General features: G+C 62.0%; 23 protein-coding genes and 1 pseudogene. 8 read left to right on the forward strand and 16 right to left on the reverse strand.

Annotated elements, in window-relative coordinates; all coding sequences use genetic code 11:
- From JHD67_RS13945 to JHD67_RS13975, 7 genes and pseudogenes are all read left to right on the forward strand, one after another.
- Positions 1–872, forward strand: a pseudogene (locus JHD67_RS13945) (hypothetical protein); the annotation flags it as partial.
- The gene (locus JHD67_RS13950) at positions 869–1,372 is read left to right on the forward strand and encodes a hypothetical protein (protein ID WP_199041235.1); all 504 of its coding nucleotides are present in this window, start codon (positions 869–871) and stop codon (positions 1,370–1,372) included. The pseudogene JHD67_RS13945 and the gene JHD67_RS13950, both read left to right, overlap by 4 nt.
- Positions 1,373–1,418: 46 nt before the next feature.
- Positions 1,419–1,958 (forward strand): hypothetical protein, encoded by a 540-nt coding sequence (locus JHD67_RS13955; protein WP_199041233.1) that lies wholly within the window; start codon positions 1,419–1,421, stop codon positions 1,956–1,958.
- A 22-nt stretch (positions 1,959–1,980) separates the two neighbouring features.
- Positions 1,981–2,430, forward strand: a complete 450-nt coding sequence (locus JHD67_RS13960; RefSeq protein WP_199041231.1) for a hypothetical protein — start codon at positions 1,981–1,983, stop codon at positions 2,428–2,430.
- A 683-nt stretch (positions 2,431–3,113) separates the two neighbouring features.
- Positions 3,114–3,320 carry a hypothetical protein gene (locus tag JHD67_RS13965; protein WP_199041229.1) on the forward strand — a complete coding sequence of 69 codons (207 nt, stop codon included), beginning with the start codon at positions 3,114–3,116 and terminating at the stop codon, positions 3,318–3,320.
- A 1-nt stretch (position 3,321) separates the two neighbouring features.
- Positions 3,322–3,768 carry a protein-disulfide reductase DsbD N-terminal domain-containing protein gene (locus tag JHD67_RS13970; protein ID WP_199041228.1) on the forward strand — a complete coding sequence of 149 codons (447 nt, stop codon included), beginning with the start codon at positions 3,322–3,324 and terminating at the stop codon, positions 3,766–3,768.
- A gap of 57 nt (positions 3,769–3,825) precedes the next feature.
- Positions 3,826–4,419 (forward strand): hypothetical protein, encoded by a 594-nt coding sequence (locus JHD67_RS13975; protein ID WP_199099870.1) that lies wholly within the window; start codon positions 3,826–3,828, stop codon positions 4,417–4,419.
- A gap of 556 nt (positions 4,420–4,975) precedes the next feature.
- Here the strand turns inward: JHD67_RS13975 and JHD67_RS13980 are convergent.
- The 16 genes from JHD67_RS13980 to JHD67_RS14055 form a co-directional block, all read right to left on the reverse strand.
- The gene (locus JHD67_RS13980) at positions 4,976–5,788 is read right to left on the reverse strand and encodes a hypothetical protein (RefSeq protein WP_199041226.1); all 813 of its coding nucleotides are present in this window, start codon (positions 5,786–5,788) and stop codon (positions 4,976–4,978) included.
- Between the two features lie 2 nt (positions 5,789–5,790).
- On the reverse strand, positions 5,791–7,191 hold the full coding sequence (gene traN / locus JHD67_RS13985; RefSeq protein ID WP_199041225.1) for a conjugal transfer protein TraN: 1,401 nt from the start codon (positions 7,189–7,191) through the stop codon (positions 5,791–5,793).
- A complete protein-coding gene (locus JHD67_RS13990) occupies positions 7,188–10,580 on the reverse strand; it encodes a hypothetical protein (protein WP_199041224.1) in 3,393 nt (1,130 codons plus the stop codon). The genes traN and JHD67_RS13990 overlap by 4 nt, the downstream gene beginning before the upstream one ends.
- A 491-nt stretch (positions 10,581–11,071) precedes the next feature.
- Positions 11,072–12,154: a TraU family protein gene (locus JHD67_RS13995; protein ID WP_199041223.1), complete on the reverse strand. Its 1,083-nt coding sequence runs from the start codon at positions 12,152–12,154 to the stop codon at positions 11,072–11,074.
- The gene (locus JHD67_RS22905; protein WP_343214371.1) at positions 12,147–12,449 is read right to left on the reverse strand and encodes a carbon storage regulator; all 303 of its coding nucleotides are present in this window, start codon (positions 12,447–12,449) and stop codon (positions 12,147–12,149) included. The genes JHD67_RS13995 and JHD67_RS22905 overlap by 8 nt, the downstream gene beginning before the upstream one ends.
- Positions 12,364–13,638, reverse strand: coding sequence for a TrbC family F-type conjugative pilus assembly protein (locus tag JHD67_RS14005; protein WP_199099872.1), 1,275 nt, complete (start codon positions 13,636–13,638; stop codon positions 12,364–12,366). Before JHD67_RS14005 ends, JHD67_RS22905 begins: the two co-directional genes overlap by 86 nt.
- A complete protein-coding gene (locus JHD67_RS14010) occupies positions 13,632–14,168 on the reverse strand; it encodes a S26 family signal peptidase (RefSeq protein WP_199041217.1) in 537 nt (178 codons plus the stop codon). The genes JHD67_RS14005 and JHD67_RS14010 overlap by 7 nt, the downstream gene beginning before the upstream one ends.
- Positions 14,165–14,563 (reverse strand): hypothetical protein, encoded by a 399-nt coding sequence (locus JHD67_RS14015; protein ID WP_199041214.1) that lies wholly within the window; start codon positions 14,561–14,563, stop codon positions 14,165–14,167. Before JHD67_RS14015 ends, JHD67_RS14010 begins: the two co-directional genes overlap by 4 nt.
- A complete protein-coding gene (gene traC / locus JHD67_RS14020) occupies positions 14,560–16,986 on the reverse strand; it encodes a type IV secretion system protein TraC (protein ID WP_199041211.1) in 2,427 nt (808 codons plus the stop codon). Before traC ends, JHD67_RS14015 begins: the two co-directional genes overlap by 4 nt.
- Positions 16,987–17,084: 98 nt before the next feature.
- Positions 17,085–17,432 carry a TraA family conjugative transfer protein gene (gene traA / locus JHD67_RS14025; RefSeq protein WP_199041208.1) on the reverse strand — a complete coding sequence of 116 codons (348 nt, stop codon included), beginning with the start codon at positions 17,430–17,432 and terminating at the stop codon, positions 17,085–17,087.
- A 9-nt stretch (positions 17,433–17,441) separates the two neighbouring features.
- Entirely contained in the window at positions 17,442–18,161 is a 720-nt protein-coding gene (locus JHD67_RS14030; RefSeq protein WP_199041204.1) for a TraV family lipoprotein, read from the reverse strand.
- Between the two features lie 88 nt (positions 18,162–18,249).
- Positions 18,250–19,539, reverse strand: coding sequence for a TraB/VirB10 family protein (locus JHD67_RS14035; protein WP_199041202.1), 1,290 nt, complete (start codon positions 19,537–19,539; stop codon positions 18,250–18,252).
- 1 nt (position 19,540) lies between these two features.
- On the reverse strand, positions 19,541–20,551 hold the full coding sequence (locus tag JHD67_RS14040) for a type-F conjugative transfer system secretin TraK (protein WP_199041199.1): 1,011 nt from the start codon (positions 20,549–20,551) through the stop codon (positions 19,541–19,543).
- 12 nt (positions 20,552–20,563) lie between these two features.
- The gene (locus JHD67_RS14045) at positions 20,564–21,196 is read right to left on the reverse strand and encodes a TraE/TraK family type IV conjugative transfer system protein (protein ID WP_199041196.1); all 633 of its coding nucleotides are present in this window, start codon (positions 21,194–21,196) and stop codon (positions 20,564–20,566) included.
- Positions 21,193–21,483: a type IV conjugative transfer system protein TraL gene (gene traL, locus JHD67_RS14050; protein ID WP_199041193.1), complete on the reverse strand. Its 291-nt coding sequence runs from the start codon at positions 21,481–21,483 to the stop codon at positions 21,193–21,195. The genes JHD67_RS14045 and traL overlap by 4 nt, the downstream gene beginning before the upstream one ends.
- 151 nt (positions 21,484–21,634) lie before the next feature.
- Complete coding sequence (locus tag JHD67_RS14055; protein WP_199041190.1) at positions 21,635–22,087, reverse strand: hypothetical protein; 453 nt, start codon at positions 22,085–22,087, stop codon at positions 21,635–21,637.
- 331 nt (positions 22,088–22,418) lie between these two features.
- Between JHD67_RS14055 and JHD67_RS14060 the strand changes: the two genes are divergently transcribed.
- Entirely contained in the window at positions 22,419–22,628 is a 210-nt protein-coding gene (locus JHD67_RS14060; RefSeq protein WP_199041187.1) for a hypothetical protein, read from the forward strand.
- Positions 22,629–22,660 lie beyond the last annotated feature (32 nt).

Raw genomic sequence — 22,660 nt, forward strand, 5'->3', positions numbered from 1 at the left:
CTGAGGTCCACAAAGGCTTCTGGGATGCCTGGCAAGCGCTCAAAGGCGCCGCCACGGAGACAGGCCAGCGAGCGCTCGAAGAGCAGCAGCAGGCACTCGACGCCGAGCGTAACCAACTGCAGGAGGCCCGCGACGCCTTTGCGCAGGAGCAGGCGGCTGCGGCCAACGCGCAGGAAGAACGGGAACGCCATCTGACCACGCTCCAGCAGGAGTTGCGCGAGGCCAAGGAAGCCAACGAGCGTCTGCAGAACGAAGCCGGCGGCCTCCGCCAGGCGCAGCAGGCGGCAGATCAGCAGCGTGCGCAGGATCGGGAGGATCTGACGAAAGCAGCACAGTTGCACGCGGCCGACCTGGAGGCTATTGCCGCTCACGAGCTCGCTCAGAAGCAACTGAGTGCCGAGTTGGCCTCGGCTATCGACGCACTGGCGAAGGCCAACAAAGCCAAGGAGGCCGCCGAAAAGGCAAACGACGATCTCGCCGCGAAGCTCGCCGCCGCGCAGGAACGTAGCGAGGAGCTTCTGGTTGATAAGGACGCCGCCCTCGCAGAGCTGGCCACCGCACGACGTGAGCAGGAAGCGGCCGTGACCAAGGCCTCCCGCCTGGACACCCAACTGGCCGATCAAACCTCTGCCGTCACGCGCCTCACGGAGCAGCGCGATCGAGATGCCCGGCAGTGGGGCGCCATCGAAGAACGGCTCAGCGCACGCGAGAAGGAATGCGTCGCCTTGCGCCCACTCACAGGACAACTCCAGGAAGCAAGGCAGCACATCGCTCGCCTGGAAGGCGAAATCGCCGCGCTGCGGCAAACACCTCCGCAGCAGACACCCTCTACCACCACCAAACGAAAGCGCACGCGCGGAGACAAGCCATGAGCCGGCAGCAACGCAGTTACCACGAACAGTTGGAAGACGTGCGCGAACACCTGCGCCAGGGCGCTGCCTCCACGCGCAGCAAACACGCTGACGCGACCGCCCGCCGCAGCGACACGGCCGCGTGCACCGGGGCAAAGCGCACACAGAAACCGCAGGCCGGGGAACGCACCAGCGCCGCCGCTGCAACCGCGAACATCATCGACTCGGTGGAGCGCGCGGCCGCCGATACCCGCCATGCCCACACCGAAGGTGCGGCGAAGCGTGCCGATGCCACACACGACACATTCGCCCACACGTACCACCATGCCAACACGGCCGAGGAACGACGGGACGCCGCGGACCGGATCGAACGCAACGACGAACGACACCGCGCGTCGGAGGACAAACAACGTGGTCGGCACGACTGGTTGACCTTCGGCAAGTTTGTCGTCGTCATCGGCGCCGCCACTTTTCTGGGCTGGGCGGCGATCAAGGCCGGCCGCGTGCCTCTTGCGGCTTAGGTCGCAGCACACCCACCTACCAACCACCGCGCACACGGACCTCGCGATGATCATCCAGCTAATTAACCCACTCACGTCAGCACAGATGACGGCATGGATTCAACGGATCGCCGCTCTAGAGGCGGTCCAGATCGACTACAACCCCCAGCGCAGTATGGCCATCTGGAAATACTCGTTCCTCGTCGAGGGCCAGCCCCATGACATTTTCTACGCCGGCCCCTCGGCGAACGAAGGCCACAGCTTCCTCGTGTGCCGCGACTTTGCCATCGCCGGCGTTGCTTACAAGCAAGGCATTCGGCAGTTCACAGAACCGACCCACCAAGGCGCGGGATTTGGGCGCTGGACGCTTCAGGTTGCAACCAGACATTACGGCGTCATCGTCGGCGATGACGCAGGCATGACGCCTGAAGCCTACCGACTCTGGTCCAATCCTAAGGGGGGGATCGGGGTAGAAGCGATTGACGTCGCCACGGGAACGCGAAAGCCGAACGATCCCCAACTCTACTCGGCCTGGCCGTCAGCACAGGTGGACGTGCTGATCCTCACCAACGGCAACACGGCCGCGCTCGCGAGCTCGACGCCGTAAGCATGGCGGAGGCGTTACGCGCGTGAAAGCGAATGTCCCCGAGTTCTTTGTGGGAACGGACATTTCTGCTTGTACAAGCAGAAATGTCCCGCCTGCCACAGCCTCGCCCACCGACGAAGTAAGCCACGACCTACAGTACGCGTATCGCTACTTCAACAACACTTTGTTTGGCGGCACGCTGCCGGCGAACATCGTGTTGTCCTACCAGCGCGACAGCGCGAGCTTTGCGTGCTATCGCGAGCGCCAATATCTCCATGTTTCGCGGCGCGAGTCGCATGCGATCGCGGTGAACCCTCAGTATCTTGCACTTCGCACCCTGACCGAATCGCTGGCCAGCTTGGTCCATGCCATGTGCAAGCTTGCGCACGGCGAGTATGGGCGGCGGAAAAGTCGCTCCAGCTATCACAACCGCGAACTTGCCGCCGTACTCAAAAGGGTCGGCCTGTTGCGCGCGCGTGGATGGCCTACCTGATGGAAAAGAGACAGGGAACCGTGTCGGCCACATCATCGAGGACGGTGGCCCCCTCGACATCGCCTGCCGCCAGCTGCTGGCCGAGGGCTTTACGTTCGCCTGGGTGGATCGAATCGCGCCCGCGGTTCCTTATGACGCGACGTCAGAGCAAGCGCGAGCGCAGCATTTGGTCGCACGCCTGGGTGCCGCTTCGAGCGCTGACGCGAAAGGCGCGACCGAAGCTCCGCCACAGCAACTCCCCAAGCCGAATCTGCCTGACCCCGCCTACGCCGCCATCCAAAATGCTGTCGAGTACACGGAGCCCACGCTCACCGGGCGCCGCCGGAAATACCAATGCCCTGGCTGCAAGAAGTCGTTCTGGGGGAGCAGGGATATTCAAGCCAAATGTGTGCCGTGTGATCGCTATTTTGCGGACACCGATCCGGAGTCTCTTAAAGGCGATACGCCCCAGCGGCGCAAGCTCCGCCAAGTCAGGCATCAGGCGCGGGCGGCGCGCCCCACACGAGCGCGGTTGCCCACATAATCAGTGCCGTCCACCTACGGGCGTCTGCTCCGAATCAGCGGGCCTTCTCCATTGGATTGAGCCGGAACCCGAAACCCCCAGCCACGATCGCTCCGTTTTACGCCCCATCCGTTGCTCCTCTTACCTATCGTCTCCTGACCATCCACGGAGACGAATCCACATGAGCAATCCGACCATCGAGTCTGTCCTCGCCGACCCGGGTGCTTCCAACTGGCTCAAGGACGCACTGCGTGCGGCTATCACACGCGACCCGGTCGACGCCGCAAATGATGCCTCCACTCTGAAGAACATCCTGGAAGACCGATGCGACCAGGCGGTGGAGACTGCTTGGGACGAATTCTGCGAGCAAATGGCTGGAGTCGGCTGAGATGTATCGCTTTCTCGGCATTGCGCTTCTTTCCGCCCTCCTCTCTCCAGCCATGTCGCGTGCCGGCGAGCTGCTCGAAGCCACTGAAGCCTTCCGCGTTGCCAACACAACACGCGTCGGTGACAAGCTGTACGTGACCTGGGATGTCGAGCCAGGCTATGCGGTATATCGCGAGCGGATCCACATCCGCGATGGCGGTGCCGGAAGCGTGCGCGGCCCCGCCGAGCTCCCGGCTGGCCAGCTCGTCGACGACGGCCTGGGCAACCAGTCCGAGGAGTACCTGGACACGTTCACGATGGCCATCCCACTCACAGACCGAGCCGCGGGCGACATCTCGGTCACCGTCCAAGGGTGCCATCAGGAAGAGCCACAGGTGTGCTTCCAGCCGATGACCATCAAGGTGTCCGTGGAGGATGTAGGTTTGACCTCGCCGCGCGCCGCAGGCTAAATGCCCGACCCCGGAATCATGGCGCGCACCTGCGCCTCACTGAAGCAAGGAAAGTGCATGGCAGGGATAAGCAAGAAGTTTGGCCAAGGCCTCGCGGGCGTCGTGTTCGGCCTGGTCGTGCTCGGCGCCTTTATCGACAAGGGTGAGAACCACGCCACCGGCGACAAGCCTTCAGCTCCCAACGCGGCCCCTTCGCCGTACGCGAAGATCGAGAAGATGGACAAGGTGATTTCGGTTACCCCGCTCGCCGCCGATACGAAACGGATCACCGTGGCGATCCGGCAGGATTCGATCTTTTCGGGTGGCAACAAGACCAAGGACGTCCTCGAGCGCGCGCGGAAGGACTTGGGCAACCTGCCCTATGAAACGGTCGCCGTGCAGATGGTTGAGCAACTGGTCGACAAGTACGGTCGAGAATTCGAGAAGCCGATCCTTCTGCTGACCTACAAGCGGGATGACGTCGAAGCCATCAATTTCGACCACGTGGTTGGCTGGAACGTCCTGAACCTCGCGTCAGTCTCCGCGCTGGACCCCATCTCTGGCCACGTCATCGACCAAGAGTGCTTCGGCGACAGCGAAGGTGCCCGCGAGAACCTCAAGTTTGCGCAGGAGTTCTGCATTAAAGCCCGCCTGGCTGAGCCGGAGATCTGACTAAATTGGGGCGCGGTTGCTACCGGCTGCGCCCCAATGGGTCATTCCTGCCTTCTCGGTGCGCGGCGGTGATCGCCTGCAGTGCGCACATCCCGATTACTGCTTGCTCGCCCGCGCCAAATAACTGCTGCCAACAGTCCTTTCGGCCCCACCAGTCGCGAGGCCTCATCGTCCGCCTCGGACTTTCTTCGCCTCAGTCCAAGCCACGCCACCCAAACGGCGACCCCCACCCCCGCGCTGCACGCCACGAGCTCGGCCCCGCGAACTGCACCGAGAACCAGAAATGCACCCAGGCAGATCAGCATGCCGGCGGATGCCAGAAGGTGTCCTCGCACGACCCTGCCCCAAGCGATCGCTAAAAGTGAGCGTCGTGCATACGCCGGCGCTCCCAGAAGTCCACGCTTGATCATCAGGCGTCCAAAGGCAACCGTGACGTCTCCGAAGATCGCAGCGACGATCCACGGCGCAATGGAAACGCGCGGCGATACCCACGCGCCCCAGCGAGTTGGCCGCCGCGCGCGCAGCTCGTCGAAGTCCCTCTGCCACAGGTCGAGACTCATGTGGCTGCAGCAACTGCCCCGTTGTCCACGGCCAGTGTCGGGCCGGCACGCCACGCGTCGCGCGTCGACTCAATGTCGCTCTTATTCAAACGCAGGGCGGCCCTGTCCCGAAACTGGATGATAGGCTGGCCACCGCAGACGTAGCCCCGCCCGAACCAGATCACGCCGTTGCGGATCCACGTCAAGCCGTGCGGCCCGGCCACGAACGCGTCCCGGTCAACGGACCAACGCGCTTCACCGTTCTCCAGCACGACGGTCGATCGATACTTGTAGCGCGGCCCGGATCTCTCGGTCCAAGCGGCATCCAGAAGTCGCTCGAGCGCCTCGACGTGCGTCAGCTGGTAGACCATCTTGATGCGCTCGGACACGTCAGCATCGGTGAGCAGTCGCCCGTTGAGCCTGTTGATTGCCGCGTCGTCATCGGACTGCGCGCCACTGGTCTCGCTGAAGCGGTCGAACAGGTCTCGCATAAGGTGGATGCCATAGAGCGCGCAGGCCTCCAGCATGGCGAGGTACTCAGGCTGAAACCACGCCTCATTGACCTCCTCAGTAGCAGCCGGAACGTCGAAGGGATCGACCACCGCCGTGAGGCAACGCAGAAGGAACGCCCGGCGATCCGGGTCACTGGGAACGCCCTTGGCCAAGCCGCTTTCTTTGAACGCCTGCCGCATCGAGGTCAGTAGGCCATGCTGCAGGGCTTCCGGGTGACTCAGCAGCCAGTGACGGATCGTTCGGCCCGAGCTGATGGGAAGGCAGTCCGTGATGTTCTCCACGAACATCGGAAGTGCGGCGGTAGTCAGTACAGCCATGATCAGTTCTCCGACGGACGCAGGTCCACGTCCACGTTGGTGTATGGGGTGATGGTGGCGCCGCCCGTCGGCTGGCTCAGCACGACCTTGAAGGTGCGCTTGTCGCTGCCGCCAAATGCGGTGGTCGGGACGGTGATCGTCTTTTCGCCCACATCGCCCTGGCTCCAGTACATCGTCTGGCTCACGCCGTTGAAGTCACGCCCATCGGTGGCCGTGCTGGACTGGGTATTCACAACCACGGACACCATGCCAGTTCCCCCATTCCGGCTCACCGAGATCACAGCCGGCTTGCCACTGTCGAAACTGTAGTAGCCCGTCGTGAACGTCACTTGGCCGACGCCAGTCGGCGCGTCGGTCGACTGCGTCGGCAACGTCTTCGACAAGTCGTCGTTGATCGATGATGTCGACCCCTGGTAGTCCATCGACTCCAGATGCTGGTCGGTACGCTGGCTCACCGGAATGCGACTGGGATCGCCGTAGGTACTACCCGCGCCGGTGTACAGCGACTCGGCGGCGTTCGGATCCATCACGTCGTCGGGAAGGAAGCCACCCATCTGCATGCGCCCGATCATCTCGTTCGTGTCGATCTCGTCGAGCGCCCCGCCGGAGAGCTGAGCTACTGACAAGCCCGCGCAGTTGGGATGCTTGGCGTCACCCATGTCCCCGATACCGCGAGTCATCATGTCCTCGCGCATGATGCGCGTAATAGGCGAGTTGAAGCAGCAATAGATCTCCTTCTTGACCAGGCATACCCCAAGAACCTTGCTCTGGCACTTAGATCCGAGGTAGTGGCATGTGCCGACCTGCTTCTGCACGGCCACTTCGAAGTCCGAGTCATCGCAGTACCACGAGAGCTTCGGCCTCACGCTCTTGTTCTGGCCATCCATGAACGAATCGTTGGCCTGGCCAATGCTGCCGAAGCCAGTGTCAGACGGACTCGCACCACCGCCGGTGAGGTTCTCGAAAGAGGATGTAAAGGAGGAATTGAGATCCCAGTGGTCCGCACCGCCCTGCATCTGGTTCCATGCGCCCTGCACATGATCGATCAGTTTGCTCGCATCAAATGCCGTGGACTGTTTCTGCGTCGTGCGGTACTGGTCCCACCAGTCCTTCTGCGGGTCAGGCACGGTCTTCTTGCAGCACTTGAGCAGGCCGCCAAGCATGTTCTTGCAGTCGAGCCGTTTCCCGGCGAAGAACCGGATGCGATTCAGGTCGAAGCCCTGCAGCGAATCAACGCCGCCCATGCCAGCCGGAAGTGGCGTATCCGCGGGAATGCCCCACTGCGTGGCCTCATTGGCGGACCAACCTGGCTGCACGGTCGTGCCACCCGATTGCGCGAAGGCGCTTCCAAAGGCGGCCGTCAGCATGGCCAAACCCGCGATCCGAACAAACAGCGATTTCAATTTCCACCTCCTGTGGGGTTTGCCCAGGCCGGAACAACCGACATCGATTGCGGCGCCGGGCCCTGAGTAGGCGACGTGGCACCGGTGGGTGCTGCACCGTCGATGGTCCAGTCGTTCATGACGTGCTGCGTTTCCACTTGCTTCGCGAGCGCCTTGTTACGTGAGTAGGACGCCTCGTCCTTCTTGTCCTGCGACGTGCACGATCCGTCCAAGCAGGCGTTGTTTGCGCTGCACTGAGTCGTCTCGGTCACGTTGTGGTCGGTAATCGGCACGCCCTTCTTGCACGCGTACTGGTACGTCTCGATGTAGCACCAACCGTTGTCGCCCATGCCGCCGTCGGCGCAGTCCTTGGACTTCAACGTGCAGGTCGGGTCGCTCTCGATGTCCTGGCACGAATTCGGCTGCCCGTCGGCCGGCTCCTGCGGCATACAGTGACGTGTGCCGTCGTCGTCGTCCCAGCAGACATCACCGCTGCTGTTGTAGATGCCCGAGCAGTCGTAGTGCAGCGTGGCAACCATGCAGGTGCCACCGTCGCCATCGAAAAGCGGGGGCTGCTGCTGGACAATCTCAGCGGGAATGGTCAGTCCGTTGACGACAACCGGTGCGCGCTGGTCACAGGTCCAGTTGACCTTGCAGAACTGGTCGCTGTGCAGGGTGCAGTCCCCCGAGTCCTCGACGGAGAATCCGTACTGCGGATCACCGTCTTGGTTCCATTGCAGGTGAACGGTCGGCTGGCCGGGAGGCTCGTCGGCCCACGATTGGCGAGTGGTTTCGAAGATGGCGATCCAGCCGTTGTCAAAAGTAGGAGCCTGGATCTGCTTCACCGTGACGTTGGCGATAGGGAGACTCACAGTCCATGTGTAGTCGTAGATCTGCTTTACGCCGCCCTTGATCTGGTCCGCGATAGATACGGAGGTCCGCTTGCCTCCCGTCCCGGAGCATTCCTGGTTGTAAGTGGCCACCAGGCAGCCGTAACCCTCACCGGGGTACAACTGGCCACGACCACCGTTGTAGAGATCGCTGTACTCCAGATGGATGCCATCGATGTCACCAGGCGATTTCTGGGTGCAATGCCACGCCATCTTGCAGCTCGGGCTTTCTGGCGAGGCGTTGCAATCGCCGGTGTCCTGCGTGCCGACGGCGATCTTTTCGGGACCCAGCACGTCCCACGTCATGTGAATGTGTGGCTTTACGGCCGTCGAACCGTTTCCGGTGTACTGTCGGCGAACGTTGAACGATGCGGTCCAGCCATTGGCCAGGGTCGGAGCAGCCGTAAGGGCAACGGACACATTGCCGTCGGGGTTTGTCACGTACCAGTTGAACGCAGAGATCTCGGTGGCGCCAGGCGGCAGTAGGTCACCGATGCCGATCGATGTGATCGCATTGGACGCGCCGTTACAAACACGATTCAGCTCGCCGACCACGCAGGTATTCGGGGCGCCCGGGTAGAGCGGGGCCTTGGACTGGGCCAAGCTTGCTGATACGTAAAGCCCGCTGACCGTAGCCGGCGCCTGCTGCGTGCAGGACCACTGCGTGGGGCACGCGGTGCTGCCTGGGTCATTGCAGTTGCCCTGGTCGCCTACGCCGACGTCGGTAACTGATGTCGTGACATCCCACGTCATCACGATATGGGGTTGCTGAGGCACATACGAAAAGTCGCTTCGGCTGACCGAGAAGCCCGCAACCCAACCATTGGCCTGGGTCGGGGTCTGCGTGAGCCACACGCTTACACCGTTCTGTGGATTGGACACCCACCACTGGAAGTTCGACACCCGGATGCCGCTGACCTCGCCAGCGACGGCGATGGGCAGAACCATCTCGCTGAGCGTCTCGATCACCTTCTTCGACTTGGGCGCCAGGCTGCCGTAAGTGGCTCCCGCGGGAACCTTGTCGCCAATGGGAATGGCCGCGCCGTTCGTTGCGCTACCGCCGCAAGTGCGACTTAGCGTGCCCACCACACAGGTCGAACCGGCACCGGGGAACAAGGGAGCCTTGCTCGACGCCATGTCGGCCGTCACCTGCTGGCCATTCACCCAGTACGGTGCGTAGGCGTCACAACGCCACTGCGTCGGGCACTGAGCGCTGCCCGGGTCGCCGCACCACCCGCTTTCGCTGACCCCCGCGCCGACGGCGTCGACGGTCCACTGATAGTTGATCCGGTACGCACGGTGCCGCACCGAGTTCAGCACAAGGTGGTAATAGAGCGTTGTTCCGGACCAGCGGAGGTTAGTCACCGTAGCCTGATCGGCATCGGTTATCCATGCGTTCGAGAGCCTCGCGTTCGCCGGGATCACTGTGTAGCCGAGGTTGAAATAGTCCGGCGTTGAAAAGTCGTACTGCTGATCCAGCTCCTGTCTACTCGGAATGGTCGTGTCGTTCACGATGTACCAGGAGCTTTGGCCTGGTTGCGACACGGTGGTCGAGTAGACCGTCCGCTGACACGACACGCTGCCCATCTCCGTGCTGATGGGGAGATCGCCCTGTGCGCTGCCCTGGGTCTTCTGCTGGGACGTGCTGGCCGACATGACGCGCTTGCACGAAAGGCCTCCGGTCTCCTGTGTGACGTTGAGGTCACCGTCGCGCGTCTGATGCAGGGTCTCGCGATACTTGTACGCGGTGGTCTTGCGCGTACACATCTGCATCGTCGCGCCCTGCTCGACCAAGAGCTGAGCGTCTTTCTGCCCGGGCACGCGAGGAATGGTCACCGACCCGTGGCGGGTGCGAGTGCACACGACACCCTGCTGCGTCGGGGTCAAGACCTTGTCGCAGGTCTTGTAGTCGATGATGTACCCCTCCTCCTGGACCGGCGTGACGACGGTCGTGTCCTTGCAATCGCCGAACACGTCACCCAGCGCGTTACCGTTGGTGGCGCTGTCGAATGAGGACGCGGATCCTTTGAGCGTTGGATCGTTCTCCAGATCGCTCTGGCTGAAAGGCTTGTTCGCCGCCGAGTTGGAGACCGTGTTGCTGGCTTGCCCCATGGCACCAGTGTCTTTGTCGACCTTCTTCGACTCGGTGTCGTAGAGGGTCTTAAGGTCATTCAGGTCTTTGCCGTTATTGGTGCTCTTCAGGCGGTCGATGTAAGACTTGTCGGTGGTAGTCGGCGCCAAGCGGTTCATATCGACCGTCTGGCCGTTCAGCGTGACCGTGCCCGTACCCGCCTCACCACCCTCCGCGTAGCCGACGTTCGGCTTGTTGGCCAGCAGAGCATCGCCGTCGGAAGTCGCGGTGCCCGTAGTAGTTTGCGTCTGGGCTGCGCTCAGCGCGATGGTCTGCGTCGAGACCACCTGGCCACCGTCCGAAGGAGCGGTTTGAGCCGAGATCCCGAAGCAGGCGATTCCAAGAGCCATCGCCAGTGCGATAGCGCAGCTGCGTCCTATCTGAAGCATCGAGATTCCTTGGCCCATGTCGTGAACCGACGCGCGCTTTGAGCGCGGCGCGTCGAGAGACTGGCCAGTCACACCGAATGCGGTGGAGAGGGTTGCAGCAGGCGCCAGTAAGCCAACGGCCGCCGCACTACCACTGGCCGCAGGAGAATCTACTGATCAAAGGACACGACGAGGGTCGGAAACGGTGCCGTTATAGGGTGCCGTTTCTACCCCCTCGCCTCCCGTGTCTTCAGAGCCTCGGGCAGAGGGCGCGGCGCGCCGTAGATAGTACCGGTTGCACCAACGATGGAGCGCTCCTACCCGACGGCCTCGATCACTTCTCTGGCGCTGCTCAATGCGGGTCGCCAAGGCTCGCCAAAGAATCGGCACAACAACGAGAAACGCCACCGCTGATTCGGTGGCGTTGTCGTAGTCACATCAGCAGCTCATCTACTGCTTTACATCGCCGCTTGTCAGGCGTAACGTGTTGTTTCATATGGCCGTTTAGACGTCTACCAGAACGTAACACAGCAGTCTGAAAACGCCCATTCTAGTATCACGTAATCCTCGCCTTTCATAGGGATATTTCTCCATTCTCCCCACTCAAACGGGCTCGCGCCAAGCCAGTGATTTCCGCTCTTTTCAGGAAGCGGATAGAACGTCTGCAGGCGGTACTGTTGCTTCGGGATCATCGGCGAGATTGAGCTGCGACACACCGAGTCGTTTCCGTATGTCTTCTTTGCCAATGTGCGCCGATGCAAGGCGGCGAGCGCACGGAACGTCAGCAACGATGTGTTGCGAGGCGGACTGTCGGCGTTGTTGACGTTGCCGGTAAAGGGGTACGCGTGTCCCCATGTACCTGCGCACCAGTACATCAGCTGGATAGGCTTGTTCACCGTCGACGCGACCGCATCAGCGGCGCAACTGGCGATCACAAGCGGATTCGAGAAAAGCTTCGCCTCCGGCTGGGTGTAGAACGCCAACTCGTCGTTGTTCCACGTTGGGTCGATCTCCGAGAAGTACAGGAGATCCATGTCGTACCCGCCTTTCGTCGAGCACACCGAACCGATTAGCGAATCGAGGAGCACGTTCACTGGATACGCCCACCAGTGCCAGTTGTAGTACGCACCCATCGACTGCGGGTTCTCCATCGACTCCGGCTTGTACCCACCCCAGCGCGCCAAACCAGACACGCCGAGTTTTGTCTTCGACTTGATGAGAGGCTTGCCGAAGACGGGACTGCACCACGGCTGTCGAACCATCTCGAACAGGTGGCGCGGCTCCCAGAGGCCCAGCGTGATCCCTGGTGACGGGATACCGAAAGTACGGCCTGGGCACACGCAGAATGGTGCGGCCGCGTCGTCGGGAATTGGACCGCCGCCGATGGGGATGCCCATGATGCGAATCGGGAAGAAGCACTTCCAGCAGAGGTTGCGGATCATCGACCCGCTGAAGAACTTGGCGTCCGGACAGGTCGCACCGGACACACCAACGTCCGACGCCACATCGGCGTATGCGGCGGCGTTCAGCCCGAAAGCCAGGGCAAAGGCGAAGACCAGCTTCGCACCAAGCTTGCGCAGAGAGAGGTTAGTCATGGCCACCTCCCGCCGGTCGCTTGAACCCACCCCTAAGCAACGAGTCACGAATGATCGAGATGTGGTTCGGAGCTTCGAACACCAAACGCACTTCTCCGTTCTCGACGCGCTCGATGGTCAGATGCATGCTGTCCGGGTCACCCTCGCCCTGTGGGATGTCCATCGTCACGCCCTGTCCTCGGCGCATTGTCAGTACCAGGCGACCCATATCACTTCCCTCCCTGGTGCACGGGCACCTCGGTAACAACGAAGACCTTGTTCGTGGCCTCAACCGTCGTTGGCACCATTTCGACATGGAACGTGTCGCGCACTGGTGCGTTCAGCATGTAGACCGGGTGCTCGAGTTCGTTCTCCATCTCGACGTATCCGTCAAAGCCCTCGTCGCGGTTCATGGTGGTTGTGATGAGGGTCACACGCGTGCCGGCGGCGTCCTTGAGGAACTTGCGCGCGTACTCGAGCTGCGCCTTGTCGGTCGCGTCGAAGATCAGCAGCTTCTGGTGGAACCCCATGGAATCGAGCGGGTTGAACGTGTCGCCTGCTCGCGCCACGACCGTTCCGTTCGGGGCAATGATGTCCTTCGGGACCACAACGGTCGGGTCGATCTGGCGCACACGCGCCTCGGTCGCGCGCGGCAGCTCCGTGAACGGGGCCTTCTTCCAGTAGTCGGCGGCAGCCTTTTGCTTCCAGGCCTCCCAATCGAAGTTCTTGACCTTCTCCTGCATGGCCGCGAGCAGGTCGATCTCCGCAACGGGGAAGGTCTTGCCCCGCGCCCCAAGGTCGCCCTTGGCGCCGCGCGCCACTTCGGTTTCTAGCCAGGCCGTGTCGAACAACCCGCGAACCGAGGCGATGGTCTTGCCAGACTCGTCCACGCGCTCAACGGTCGGCACGACGGTGATGTCGTGGTCGCTGAACGCCGTCGGGTCCACGAAGATGTTGGGAAGTGGCTCGGCCTTCTGCACGCGGTCCTTGACCATGTTGCCCAGCCAGAGCTGGAGCTGATTCACTGTCTGGCCTTTCTTCGGGCCACGAAAGATCAGCATCGTGTCCTCGCGGCCCACGGCATCCATCATGGCCTCGCGGACAGCTGCATCACCCATCGACTGTGAGAGGTAGATGCGGTACTTCACGTTAGGAGCCTGCTTGGCCACGCCCGGCTTCTGCGCCACGGGTGACGGCAGATTCAGAGTCTGCGCGGCCTTGTCCAGCGCCTGCTGCAATGCGGTCGGCTGCTGGTCGACGATGCTCTGCAGCTGACCGCCGCGAGCGGCCTTTTCCTTTGCAATGGTCGCGTCGGCGCTTTCCTGCCAACCACTGCCGGCGACCGCTTCGGGGTCTTCGAGGGCTGCCTGCGCGCGCTCGACCATGATCTTGTCTGCCACAGCCGACGTCGACGCCTTGGCGGGCGCGGGGCCCTGTTGCGCATAGGCAGTCCCGAGCACGGCCACGAGACCGGCGAGCGCCAACGGAATAGCCCTCTTCACCATAGCGGCACCGCCTTGCCATCGATCTGATCGAGCTTGACGAGGCCCCAGTAGCGGCCGTCCCAGGTATTCGGCATCGTGCCGAGCATCAGCACCTTGCCTGTCGGTACTACGTAATCGGCCCGGACATCATCCATAGTCATCCTTCCCTTCATCATCACTTCCTTGTTTAGCGGCCCCCAGAGGTGACCGTTGATGAAAATGCCCTGCTCGTTCACGACGACGTGATCACCAGCGATGGCTCCTGCGTACTTCGCCACGTGAATGCCGTTAGGCATCATCGGAATGCGGTACGCGCGATACATGTAGATCTTCCCGCGCTCAATGGAGTCCGGAATCTGCTGGCCGACGATGAAGTACCTCCAGGGGAGGCACGGAGTCGGCTGCGGATCCACACCGAGGTGGACAAAGGCACCGACCAGCTTCACCGCGAGCAACCACGCGATCGTGAGCCCGCAAACGATGTTCAGGGTCTTCGTCTTGCTCCAGCGCTCTTTGTGCGCCGGCGCGACACTGGCGTTAGCGGTGCTCACGGGTTCGCCCCGTTGCTCGAAGGAGCCGCGTTGGCATCGGCCGCGGGCTCGACTTCAATACCCTGCGGGTACGCATAGACGTAGGATTCGTCCAGGACCATGTAACCCTGGCTCCGCAGATCGCGCGCTACCCCTTGAACGTGACTGATGGCGGCCTTGAGGGCAGCGTCATCACCTCCGAGGCGCGTCACTTCGGCCTGCACGGCTCCCTGCACGTCCATCACGACGATGCGGGGGCGCTCGGCCAACTCGTCGGGCAGGTGGAGTGCCCCACTCCATCGCAGCGCAACGAGTGCGACGACGACGGGCCAGACGAGCGCTACGAACCAGACCATCGAACGGCTCCATCCGGGCTGCGCGGGCGATTGCGCCGGCTTCGTTCCCGCATCGCTCATGCCGCGTACCTCGCGCCGTAGGCCACCCCGCGATCACGCAGAACTGCGTGGATCGCGTCCTCCTGCGAGAGTCCGGCCTTCACGTAGTTCTCAATCGCTCCCTTGTCATTCGCGTGCGACGAGAACAGAAGCTTGTTGTACGGGGACTCCACAAGTCGTCCAACCCCGGTACCGAACGGGCCAACGATCAGGATCTCGGAGAACTCACCCTGCACGGAATGCACGGTCTCCAGCAGACTGAACTCGCCTTCAGACAGCGTCAGGCGGCCCTTGCTTCGAGCCATCGAAATCGAGTCGCGCTCCTGCGCTAGAAGGAGCTTATGCGCTGAGTTCTCGATGATCGCCGCCGCGCCCTCGTTCTGGTAGAAGTCGTTCACCGACTGCGTACAGATGCCAGCGGCCGCGCCGAACTTACGCAGCTGGCGATACCAGCTGATGATGAAGTCCTTCGTTTCCCCAGTGGCGATCAGGTTGAAGGCCTCGTCGACGAGGAGGCACTTCGGCATGCTAACCGGCAACTTATCCATGGACTGTTGGATCTGGTACATCAGCTGCAGCAGAACCACGCGCTGCAAATGCTGGCGACCCGTCAACTGCTGAAGCTCCAGCACCACCAGACGGTTGTCCAGATTCACATTGCTCGGGCCGTTGAAGAACTTGCCGTACTGGCCTTTGGACGTGAACGGGAACAGCTGCTTGCCGACGTCCTTGAGACGTTGGTCCTCTTCTTCGAGCAGGGCGGCCTCAAGGTGGTCGATGGTCAGATCGTGGTGGTGCCTCTGCCACTGCTCGGTGAGCACGCGCTGCACGCCCGGCGCTTGGAACTCGTCGAAACCCTCCTTCGGCGCGGCCATGATCTGGATGATGCCCACCAGAATCTCGACCTCTTCGCCGAAGTCCTTCACGATGGAGAACGGGTTGATGCAGATGTCCGAGTCCGCCTCGAACTCGATGTACTGTCCGCCGCGGTCCTGGCACAGCTTTTTGTAGCTGAAGCCCTTGTCGATCAACCACGCGCGCCCGCCGATACTCAGGAAATTCGTGACGATTGCATTCGCGAGGAAGCTTTTGCCCGAACCTGACTTCGCGGCGATCACGAAGTTGTTGTTACTGTCCGTGTCGTACGGCGACCACGGCATTAGCTGCCCGTCGCGACTAATGAAGGTCAGCAGCGGCCGGCGCGATCCGCGCCAACTTCCGATGATCGGAAGCATCGGCACGATATGGCGCGTCCCGTAGGTCCTGTAGCGGCCAGTGAACTCGCGCATCGCCGGCTCGGCGCCGAACGGCATTAGCTGAGAGAAGAGAGGCTGGAGCGCGTACTTGTCGGGCACGGCCTGGAAGCCGAGCGTGCGCATCATCGCCTGGACGTCGCCGGCTGCCTGAATCGACTGCTCGTTCGTGCGCGAGAAGACTGCCGCGCCAAAGTACGAGTAGATGATCCGGTCACCGTTATCCATCGCCTCGACCATTTGGCGCAGGCTTTCCGCGCGACGGCCGTATTCCGGCACCAGGCGCGCGAGCGGACCTTCGGCATTCTTCTTGGCCCACTGGAAGTCCCGTTGGAGCAAGCCGCGTCGGTTCTCGTGGTCCGGGTAGATCACGTTGACCACGTAGAGCACGGGGTCACGCATGGCCTTCGTGCCCTTCATGATGTCGCCCATGTAGTACTGGGCCATGCCGGGAAAGAGCGAGTCCGGGTATCGCTTCACGCTCAGGCAGCGCACATGCGCATAGTCACCGAGGCGGATGGCCTCTTTCTCAAAGTCGATGACGGTGTCCGGGTCGAGAATTTGATTGCACAGCAGCTCGTCCGGTTCACACTCTGCAACAGCCGTGCGGCGCCAGATGGCATTTGGGCTGTGGTTGAGGAGGGTTTCCATGAAGCGGACGTAGCGACTGGCTGTCAGGCGCTGGAAGGGAAGACGAATCGCCTTCAGCGCCGCGTCGAAATTCTGCATGAGTTCGCGAATGGCGGATTTCTCTTGCAGGGTCGGTTCATGGGTTCCGTGCGGGACGGTCACGGTGATCAAGACCTGGAGCTGGCGAAGGCGCGCGCCGGCAACCTCGCTTGCAGCATTCAGCGTCAGGCCGCGCAGAAAGTTAACGCGCTCGTCGGAAATTTTGTTGAGATTCGGATCCGTCTCGTTACGACGCAGCTCTTTGAAGTCCCAGATCACCGGCTCGATATCCGGCGACGCATAGTGCAGCACCTGGAGCGTCGAGTTTGTCGGATACGGAACGTTTAGGAGGACGTTCAACGCTTCGAGCGTCGCCGTGTCGATGCCGTTCAGCGGCGGCATGATCGCGCCGAAGCCGAGTCGATCGGGTGACACAACGAAGATCCCGTCATCGGGGTCATACGCGTGAACAACACCGAAGTTACGAATCAGCGCCTCCTGGCGTTCGGCAGCGGTTGGCACAAGCCGTCTCCTATTTGATTGAATCGTTTGGCGGTAGAGAAAAGGGGGCCGACGTGATTGCCGGCCCCAGGGCAGCGCGGGCTAGTTGCTATTGCCCGTTACAGCGAGAAGGTGAAGATCGCGTCGATGATGGACGGCGCGTAGGCGAGAACGACGGCGAAGCCAATGCCGATGGCGAGAGCCATCAGGGACTGCTTCACGATGCCGACGGCCATGCCGATACCGAATGCGCCCATTGCGAGGACCTTGCCGAGGGTGCCCTCGAGCCAGCCGCGGACCATCTGATAAATCGTGTCGAACTCGGCGCCCTGGTTACCGGCAACAGCGATGCCGGACACGAGGGTAAGGAGAGCGACCAGAAGGCCGTAGCGCTGGATCAGTTCATTTGCGCGCTGCAGCTTCTTGTTCTTCTGCATGCGCTCGGCGAAGTTCTTCAGGTACTTCATGGGATTTCCTTACGGGTTGGCGCCACCTCCGTTTCCCGTGCGGGGAGCCGTTGGAGTGGCTTTTCCAACGCCTGCCGGTGCTTCCTGCGCCGCATCCTTCCCGGGTGCTTCAAGAAGACGGAACAGCCCGTCGTCGTCGCTCGCCTTCTGTGCGACCAACCACTTGCGCGGTTCAATCTCCGTGAAAATGAATCCACTCATGTGCAAGTCGCCCGCGTCGTCTTCCCACGGACGCACGTAGATGCGCATGATCTTTGCCGGTTGCCTGAACGCGTCCGGCGAACTGTCGGCGCCGAGCGCCGGCACACCGCGCTGCTTCGTCGCGGCCTGACGGGTACCAACAGCGTTTGCGCTGTTGTACTGGCTGGGGTCGGTAGCCACGCGCGCGCCCGGCGGGGACAGCGCAAGCGTCGAGCCATCCAGATGCAGCTGCGCCGGCGCACTCGCAGGGAGCGCAACGGTCGCGGCCGGCGTGACGTCAGCGACCACCGGAGCCGGACCCGGGGACGCAACTTTTCCCGCACTCTTTCCCTGTGTCGCGAGTTTCGCGGCTTCCGACGCGTCAACACCCAGGACCTCGTCGGCATTGTTGGTCGCGCGATAGACGTCCGTAGCGGACATACACGTCACGCCCTGCGGACGAGGGCACGCAAACTTGGAGCTCCCGGTGGCGCAGGCGCTGAGCGCCAACGTCACGAGTCCAATAGAGATGAATCGAAGGCAGTACATAGGTCTCTCCTTGACCTCGTCATACTCGACGAGGTCACACGTGTTGGGGGCTGGAAACGACGGCGTTGTGTGGGCCTGTTTCGTCAGGTCACTTCACGACGCCCATCGAGACACCCTTCACGAGCATGAAGGTCACGCGCTGGCCAGCATCGATCTCGATCACCGGCATCATCTGGTCGGCGAGATCGAGGTAGTACTTCGCAATACGGTCGAATGCGGAGCCGACACCCTGCCCTGCACCCTGCTCGAAGGCAGTGCCGTAATCGGTGTTGTCCGAGGCGAAGTTCATGCGGTAGTTGCTGCCGCTGAAGGCCTGCGCGAAACCCTGCGCGACGCCGGCCATGCCCGCCTTCGCGATGAGCTGGCCTTGCTTCGTTACGAGTCGACCCCGGATGCCCGCCTTGCCATCGGGGCCGATCGCGACCATCTCGGCAGCAATATCAATAACGCGCTTGTCCTTGCGCACGCAGGAGATGCTGACGGACCGAATGTACGCGCGTTCGGAAGCGAGATCGCCGTGACCAGACGACACGATGAAGCACTCACGCACATCAGCTCGAAAGCGGTTCGGAAGAATCGCCTCCTTCTTCACGCGAATGAGCATGGGCACTGGGTCTTTCATCGCCTGTTTTCCGGTAGGTGCGTCCATACCGGTGACGTTCACGCCTTCAATCAGCGAACCAGAGGGCATGTACTGGGTGGGCACCTTGGCGTCGCTCTTCGCCGTCTCCGCTGGCGTTGCTGTGCCGGGCTTGTTGGGCACGCCGGCGGCCGACGGGTCAGCATTCGCCGCCGTTGCGTGCCCCGTCGAAGGCGTGCCGCGACCAACTTCCCGGAGCGTTACGGCTCCGCCGCCCCCCACGCTCGTGGCACTACCACCGGCCATGGGAGCCATCGCGGCTCCGGCCTGGCCCGCATGCTGCCCGTTCGCCGCCTGCCCGGCCTGCACCTGCTGCCCACCACCTTGCTCAAGCTTGCTCTTCAGGTCCTCGACCTGCTTCCGAAGATCAACAAGTTCAGTCTGAGTCTTCTGCGCCGCGCTACGCTCTTGGCCATCAGCGCCCTGTCGATTGCGCGCGTCGCTCTGCAGCTTCAACTGGTTTACGGTCTGCCCGAGCTGCTTCTGGTCGCGCTGCGCATCCTTGACGCCGGCGGCCAGGCTACTCATACCCAGATCGCGAGCTGCGTTCGAGGGCATTAGTTCGTTCGCCATCTTGATCTGCGTCGGGCCCTTATGGGTCGCCTGCTTGGGAGGCGTGAAGAAGATGTAGTAGCCGATGACGAACAGCACGCTGAGCATCGCGCCCCACGTCAGCCACTGCTTCTGCTTCGGATTGAGCTTTTCCCAACGATCGGTAATTGCCTTCGGCATCGCCATGTCAGCGGCCCTCACTCACAAGCGAGGGGCGAACCACGTCCGACGCGTCCTCACCGGGCGCCCGAATCGCGACGTATAGCTCCGCAGCCTGACCAGGCTGTAGATGCACGGCAGGCCATGCGGCAGCAGCCAACACGTCGGCCCCGCGACAGCCGGTCTCGACGATGTCCACAGGTACCGGTTGCATATTGGTCACGCGTGCCACCACGAGCTGCATATTGAAGCCGGTCAGCAGTTGCTTCTGCTCGATGCGGAGTCCCGGCATGTCGCACCGCGCCGCAGCAGCAGATCGATGATCAAGCGGACCAAGCGAGTAACCCGAAGGCACCTTGCCGAGCGCAGCGTTTCGGAAAAGTTCCTTGACCGAGTCGGTGAATGGCTGGTCCGTTTCCCACCCGCGAGCAGACTTCGCGTCACCCTCGTGGCGGGCCGTCTGCTCCACCGGTTCGCGCGGCACATAGTTCTCGAGCCGCATGGTCACGCTCACGGCGGGAATGTCTGCTGGAACGAGAGAAACCGAGATGGCCGTCGTCTTGTCGTTCTCATCGTAGATGAACATGCTCACCGGCTCGCTTCGAGAGGTGGTCACGTAAACCAGAGGGAAGTCAGGGTCGACGTCAATCTTTGCTTGGTCTTCCGTCGCGGAAGTCATCAGCTTCGGCTTCTTGAAGGGCACGACAATACGGTTCGTCTGCCCTCGGCCGATCGCAAAGATGGTTGTGACGCCAGCCTTCACCGTCATCTGCGGAGGCGGGGCTTTTACGGGAGGCTTCGTGGCCACCTCGCTATTTCGCGGCGCCGGCGCCAACAGTCCTGCCGCAACTCGGCGTTCCTCCGGTGTGAGGCCGTCAGCGCCTTCAACGCCGGCAGCCAGCGGGGCCTGCGGTCCGGTTCCCTGGGCCTGCGGTGGGTTCACCTGCTGAACCGGAAGGCCCGGCGTCACTTCAGCATGGGCACACAACCCATACGCCATCATGGCTATCGCGAGCACTCGCGCACGCATCGTTCGCATCCTTGCTTCTCCTTAGTTTCCGGTCTGCTGGGCTTCGGCGGCCTTGCGCGCCGCGGCTACTGCTTTCTTTTCGCGTTCAGCGGTGGGACGCCACGGCCCCTCGTAGACATCGATACCGGTCAGAACGACGCGGTAGTTGACGATCTTGATGCCGAACTCGAAGGTCCGGGTCGTCCGCTTCTCTGCTTCGCGGATGCCGTGAATGGTGTACTCACCGGTGACCACAACGGTGTCGGTGTCGGGCACACGCCACACGTCGGTCGCGCTGAACTGGATCGAGACTTGCTCATCCTTGATCTGCTTTGCTTGCGCGGCCACAAGGTCGCGCACCTGGCTACTGATGTTCGGGGCGACGAAGGGACCAAGCTTCTTGTCGAGGAAGTCGGCGGTGCGAGGCGTAACGTTCGCGAGGGTGTCCGCGAAGAAGCTGCCCCACGCGGTCCGAACAGCGTCGTTTGCGTCGTCAGCCATCAGCAGCCCCTTGTCCGTCAACCCGGGAGGGATTTGCTCGATGACGGGCGTGCGCGTTGCAAGCGCAATGCCCAACACCAGAATGACAACGGATTGGACCAGCATGACGTAGCGGCCCATCCGGTTCTCGGTCAGGGTGCCGTCCCACGTCTTGAGATAGTTCTTTAGGTTCATGCGGGGAAGATCCTCCGCATGAAGGGATTGACGACCGAGCGAACGCTCGACTTCACGCTCGCCATGCCGTACCACCAGAACATGTGCTTGAGAAAGCCGTCAGCACGCGACTCGCGGTAGCGGTTGAAGTACCAGCTAACGCCGATGCCCACGCAGATGGAGACAAAGAGCATCTTCAGGAAGATGCCCAGGCCGACGATGATCAGGAACGGGATAGCCTGGTCGACGGTCCAGAGCAGGAACCGCTGTGGTGCATCGACGTGGCGCGGGATCTGAACGCGCTGCATGAGTGGGAGGACTCCAATTTCGGGAGCTCTCACGGTAAGCGCCAGAGGCAGCGCCCTAACTCCGAAACGATGCCGTTATTGAGGCTCGTTTCATGGAGGACACGCAGGCCAAAAAAAAGGAGCCCGAAGGGGCTCCTTTTGTTGGTTGGTCTTAGGCGACCTCGGAAAATTCCTCGTGTGCCCAGACTTCGACGTGCTCGTCGACCATTAGGTCGGGCGGCAGACCAAGGTCTGCGACCTCGTAGGGGACTTCGACAGCTGGTTCGACCAGATCCTCGCGAGGCTTCAGAAGGTTTCGCGCGCTGCGAATGTGCTGCACACGCTCTTCGGAAACGATCACGTTCGGTCCGCCATTGGCGGCGAGACGGTCAAACAACTGCTTGCTGGTCATGATCGGAAACTCGATCACTTCTGCCGAAGGGGCTGCGAGTTCGGTGAGCTTTGGCTCACCCTTCACGCGACCATCGCTGGACCACTCGTTGGTTTCGTTCGTTTCCGAACTGCCATCCAACAGCGCCTGGCGGTCACTGGCTTTGGGACGCTGACTGCCCTGAAAGATGACGATCAGCAGAACCAAACCGCAAAACATACTGACAAGACCCATGGATATAGCTCCATCTCGCTGTGCGCACGAGTAATAGAAAAGAGCTCCATCTCGCGCACAACGAGAGGAGTGAATCACGCTGAGCGTAGGGGTGAATACCGCACGAACGCCAATAGGTCGTTCACGGGAAAGGATCGGGAAGTAACGCTAAAAGGGTGCTGTCTCGGTGGACAGTTACGGCCTGAAGGTGGGCCTCGGCACCGATGCGCTCACAGAGTGAGTCGCGGGTTTGACCTGATGTTATCGCGGGCCCGCCCTTACCGCTAGAGGTAACTTTGCCCTCTCCGCCGCCGTGGTAGCCTACCCACATGATCTCCGCGAGCCTGACGCCGTGAACATTTACATCTTCCTTGGACTCTTCGTGCTCTTGGCCCTTCTGGGGGGACGCAGCAAGCGCAAGGACGGCGGCGGGCCGCAGAAGAGCGACGAACCCTCGGGCTGGGACGACGAGCCGTGGCGGAACGCGCCATCGCTGTTTGACGACCACAGCGACCCGATGGGGATCAAGCCACTCAACCAGCCGCGTCACAACGACGACTGATGCAAACAAGAAGGGCGCCAATGGCGCCCTTC

This window comes from Dyella sp. ASV21, from assembly GCF_016428975.1.
Lineage (GTDB): Bacteria > Pseudomonadota > Gammaproteobacteria > Xanthomonadales > Rhodanobacteraceae > Dyella.

Excerpts from the sequence above, each read along its gene's own strand:
- JHD67_RS13950 (WP_199041235.1), top strand. The coding sequence starts at position 869 with ATGAGCCGGCAGCAACGCAGTTACCACGAACAGTTGGAAGACGTGCGC.
- JHD67_RS13955 (WP_199041233.1), top strand. The coding sequence starts at position 1,419 with ATGATCATCCAGCTAATTAACCCACTCACGTCAGCACAGATGACGGCA.
- JHD67_RS13965 (WP_199041229.1), top strand. The coding sequence starts at position 3,114 with ATGAGCAATCCGACCATCGAGTCTGTCCTCGCCGACCCGGGTGCTTCC.
- JHD67_RS13970 (WP_199041228.1), top strand. The coding sequence starts at position 3,322 with ATGTATCGCTTTCTCGGCATTGCGCTTCTTTCCGCCCTCCTCTCTCCA.
- JHD67_RS13975 (WP_199099870.1), top strand. The coding sequence starts at position 3,826 with ATGGCAGGGATAAGCAAGAAGTTTGGCCAAGGCCTCGCGGGCGTCGTG.
- JHD67_RS13980 (WP_199041226.1), bottom strand. The coding sequence starts at position 5,788 with ATGGCTGTACTGACTACCGCCGCACTTCCGATGTTCGTGGAGAACATC.
- JHD67_RS13990 (WP_199041224.1), bottom strand. The coding sequence starts at position 10,580 with ATGCTTCAGATAGGACGCAGCTGCGCTATCGCACTGGCGATGGCTCTT.
- JHD67_RS13995 (WP_199041223.1), bottom strand. The coding sequence starts at position 12,154 with ATGACTAACCTCTCTCTGCGCAAGCTTGGTGCGAAGCTGGTCTTCGCC.
- JHD67_RS22905 (WP_343214371.1), bottom strand. The coding sequence starts at position 12,449 with ATGTCGAAATGGTGCCAACGACGGTTGAGGCCACGAACAAGGTCTTCG.
- JHD67_RS14005 (WP_199099872.1), bottom strand. The coding sequence starts at position 13,638 with ATGGTGAAGAGGGCTATTCCGTTGGCGCTCGCCGGTCTCGTGGCCGTG.
- JHD67_RS14015 (WP_199041214.1), bottom strand. The coding sequence starts at position 14,563 with ATGAGCGATGCGGGAACGAAGCCGGCGCAATCGCCCGCGCAGCCCGGA.
- traA (WP_199041208.1), bottom strand. The coding sequence starts at position 17,432 with ATGAAGTACCTGAAGAACTTCGCCGAGCGCATGCAGAAGAACAAGAAG.
- JHD67_RS14030 (WP_199041204.1), bottom strand. The coding sequence starts at position 18,161 with ATGTACTGCCTTCGATTCATCTCTATTGGACTCGTGACGTTGGCGCTC.
- JHD67_RS14035 (WP_199041202.1), bottom strand. The coding sequence starts at position 19,539 with ATGGCGATGCCGAAGGCAATTACCGATCGTTGGGAAAAGCTCAATCCG.
- JHD67_RS14040 (WP_199041199.1), bottom strand. The coding sequence starts at position 20,551 with ATGCGAACGATGCGTGCGCGAGTGCTCGCGATAGCCATGATGGCGTAT.
- JHD67_RS14045 (WP_199041196.1), bottom strand. The coding sequence starts at position 21,196 with ATGAACCTAAAGAACTATCTCAAGACGTGGGACGGCACCCTGACCGAG.
- traL (WP_199041193.1), bottom strand. The coding sequence starts at position 21,483 with ATGCAGCGCGTTCAGATCCCGCGCCACGTCGATGCACCACAGCGGTTC.
- JHD67_RS14055 (WP_199041190.1), bottom strand. The coding sequence starts at position 22,087 with ATGGGTCTTGTCAGTATGTTTTGCGGTTTGGTTCTGCTGATCGTCATC.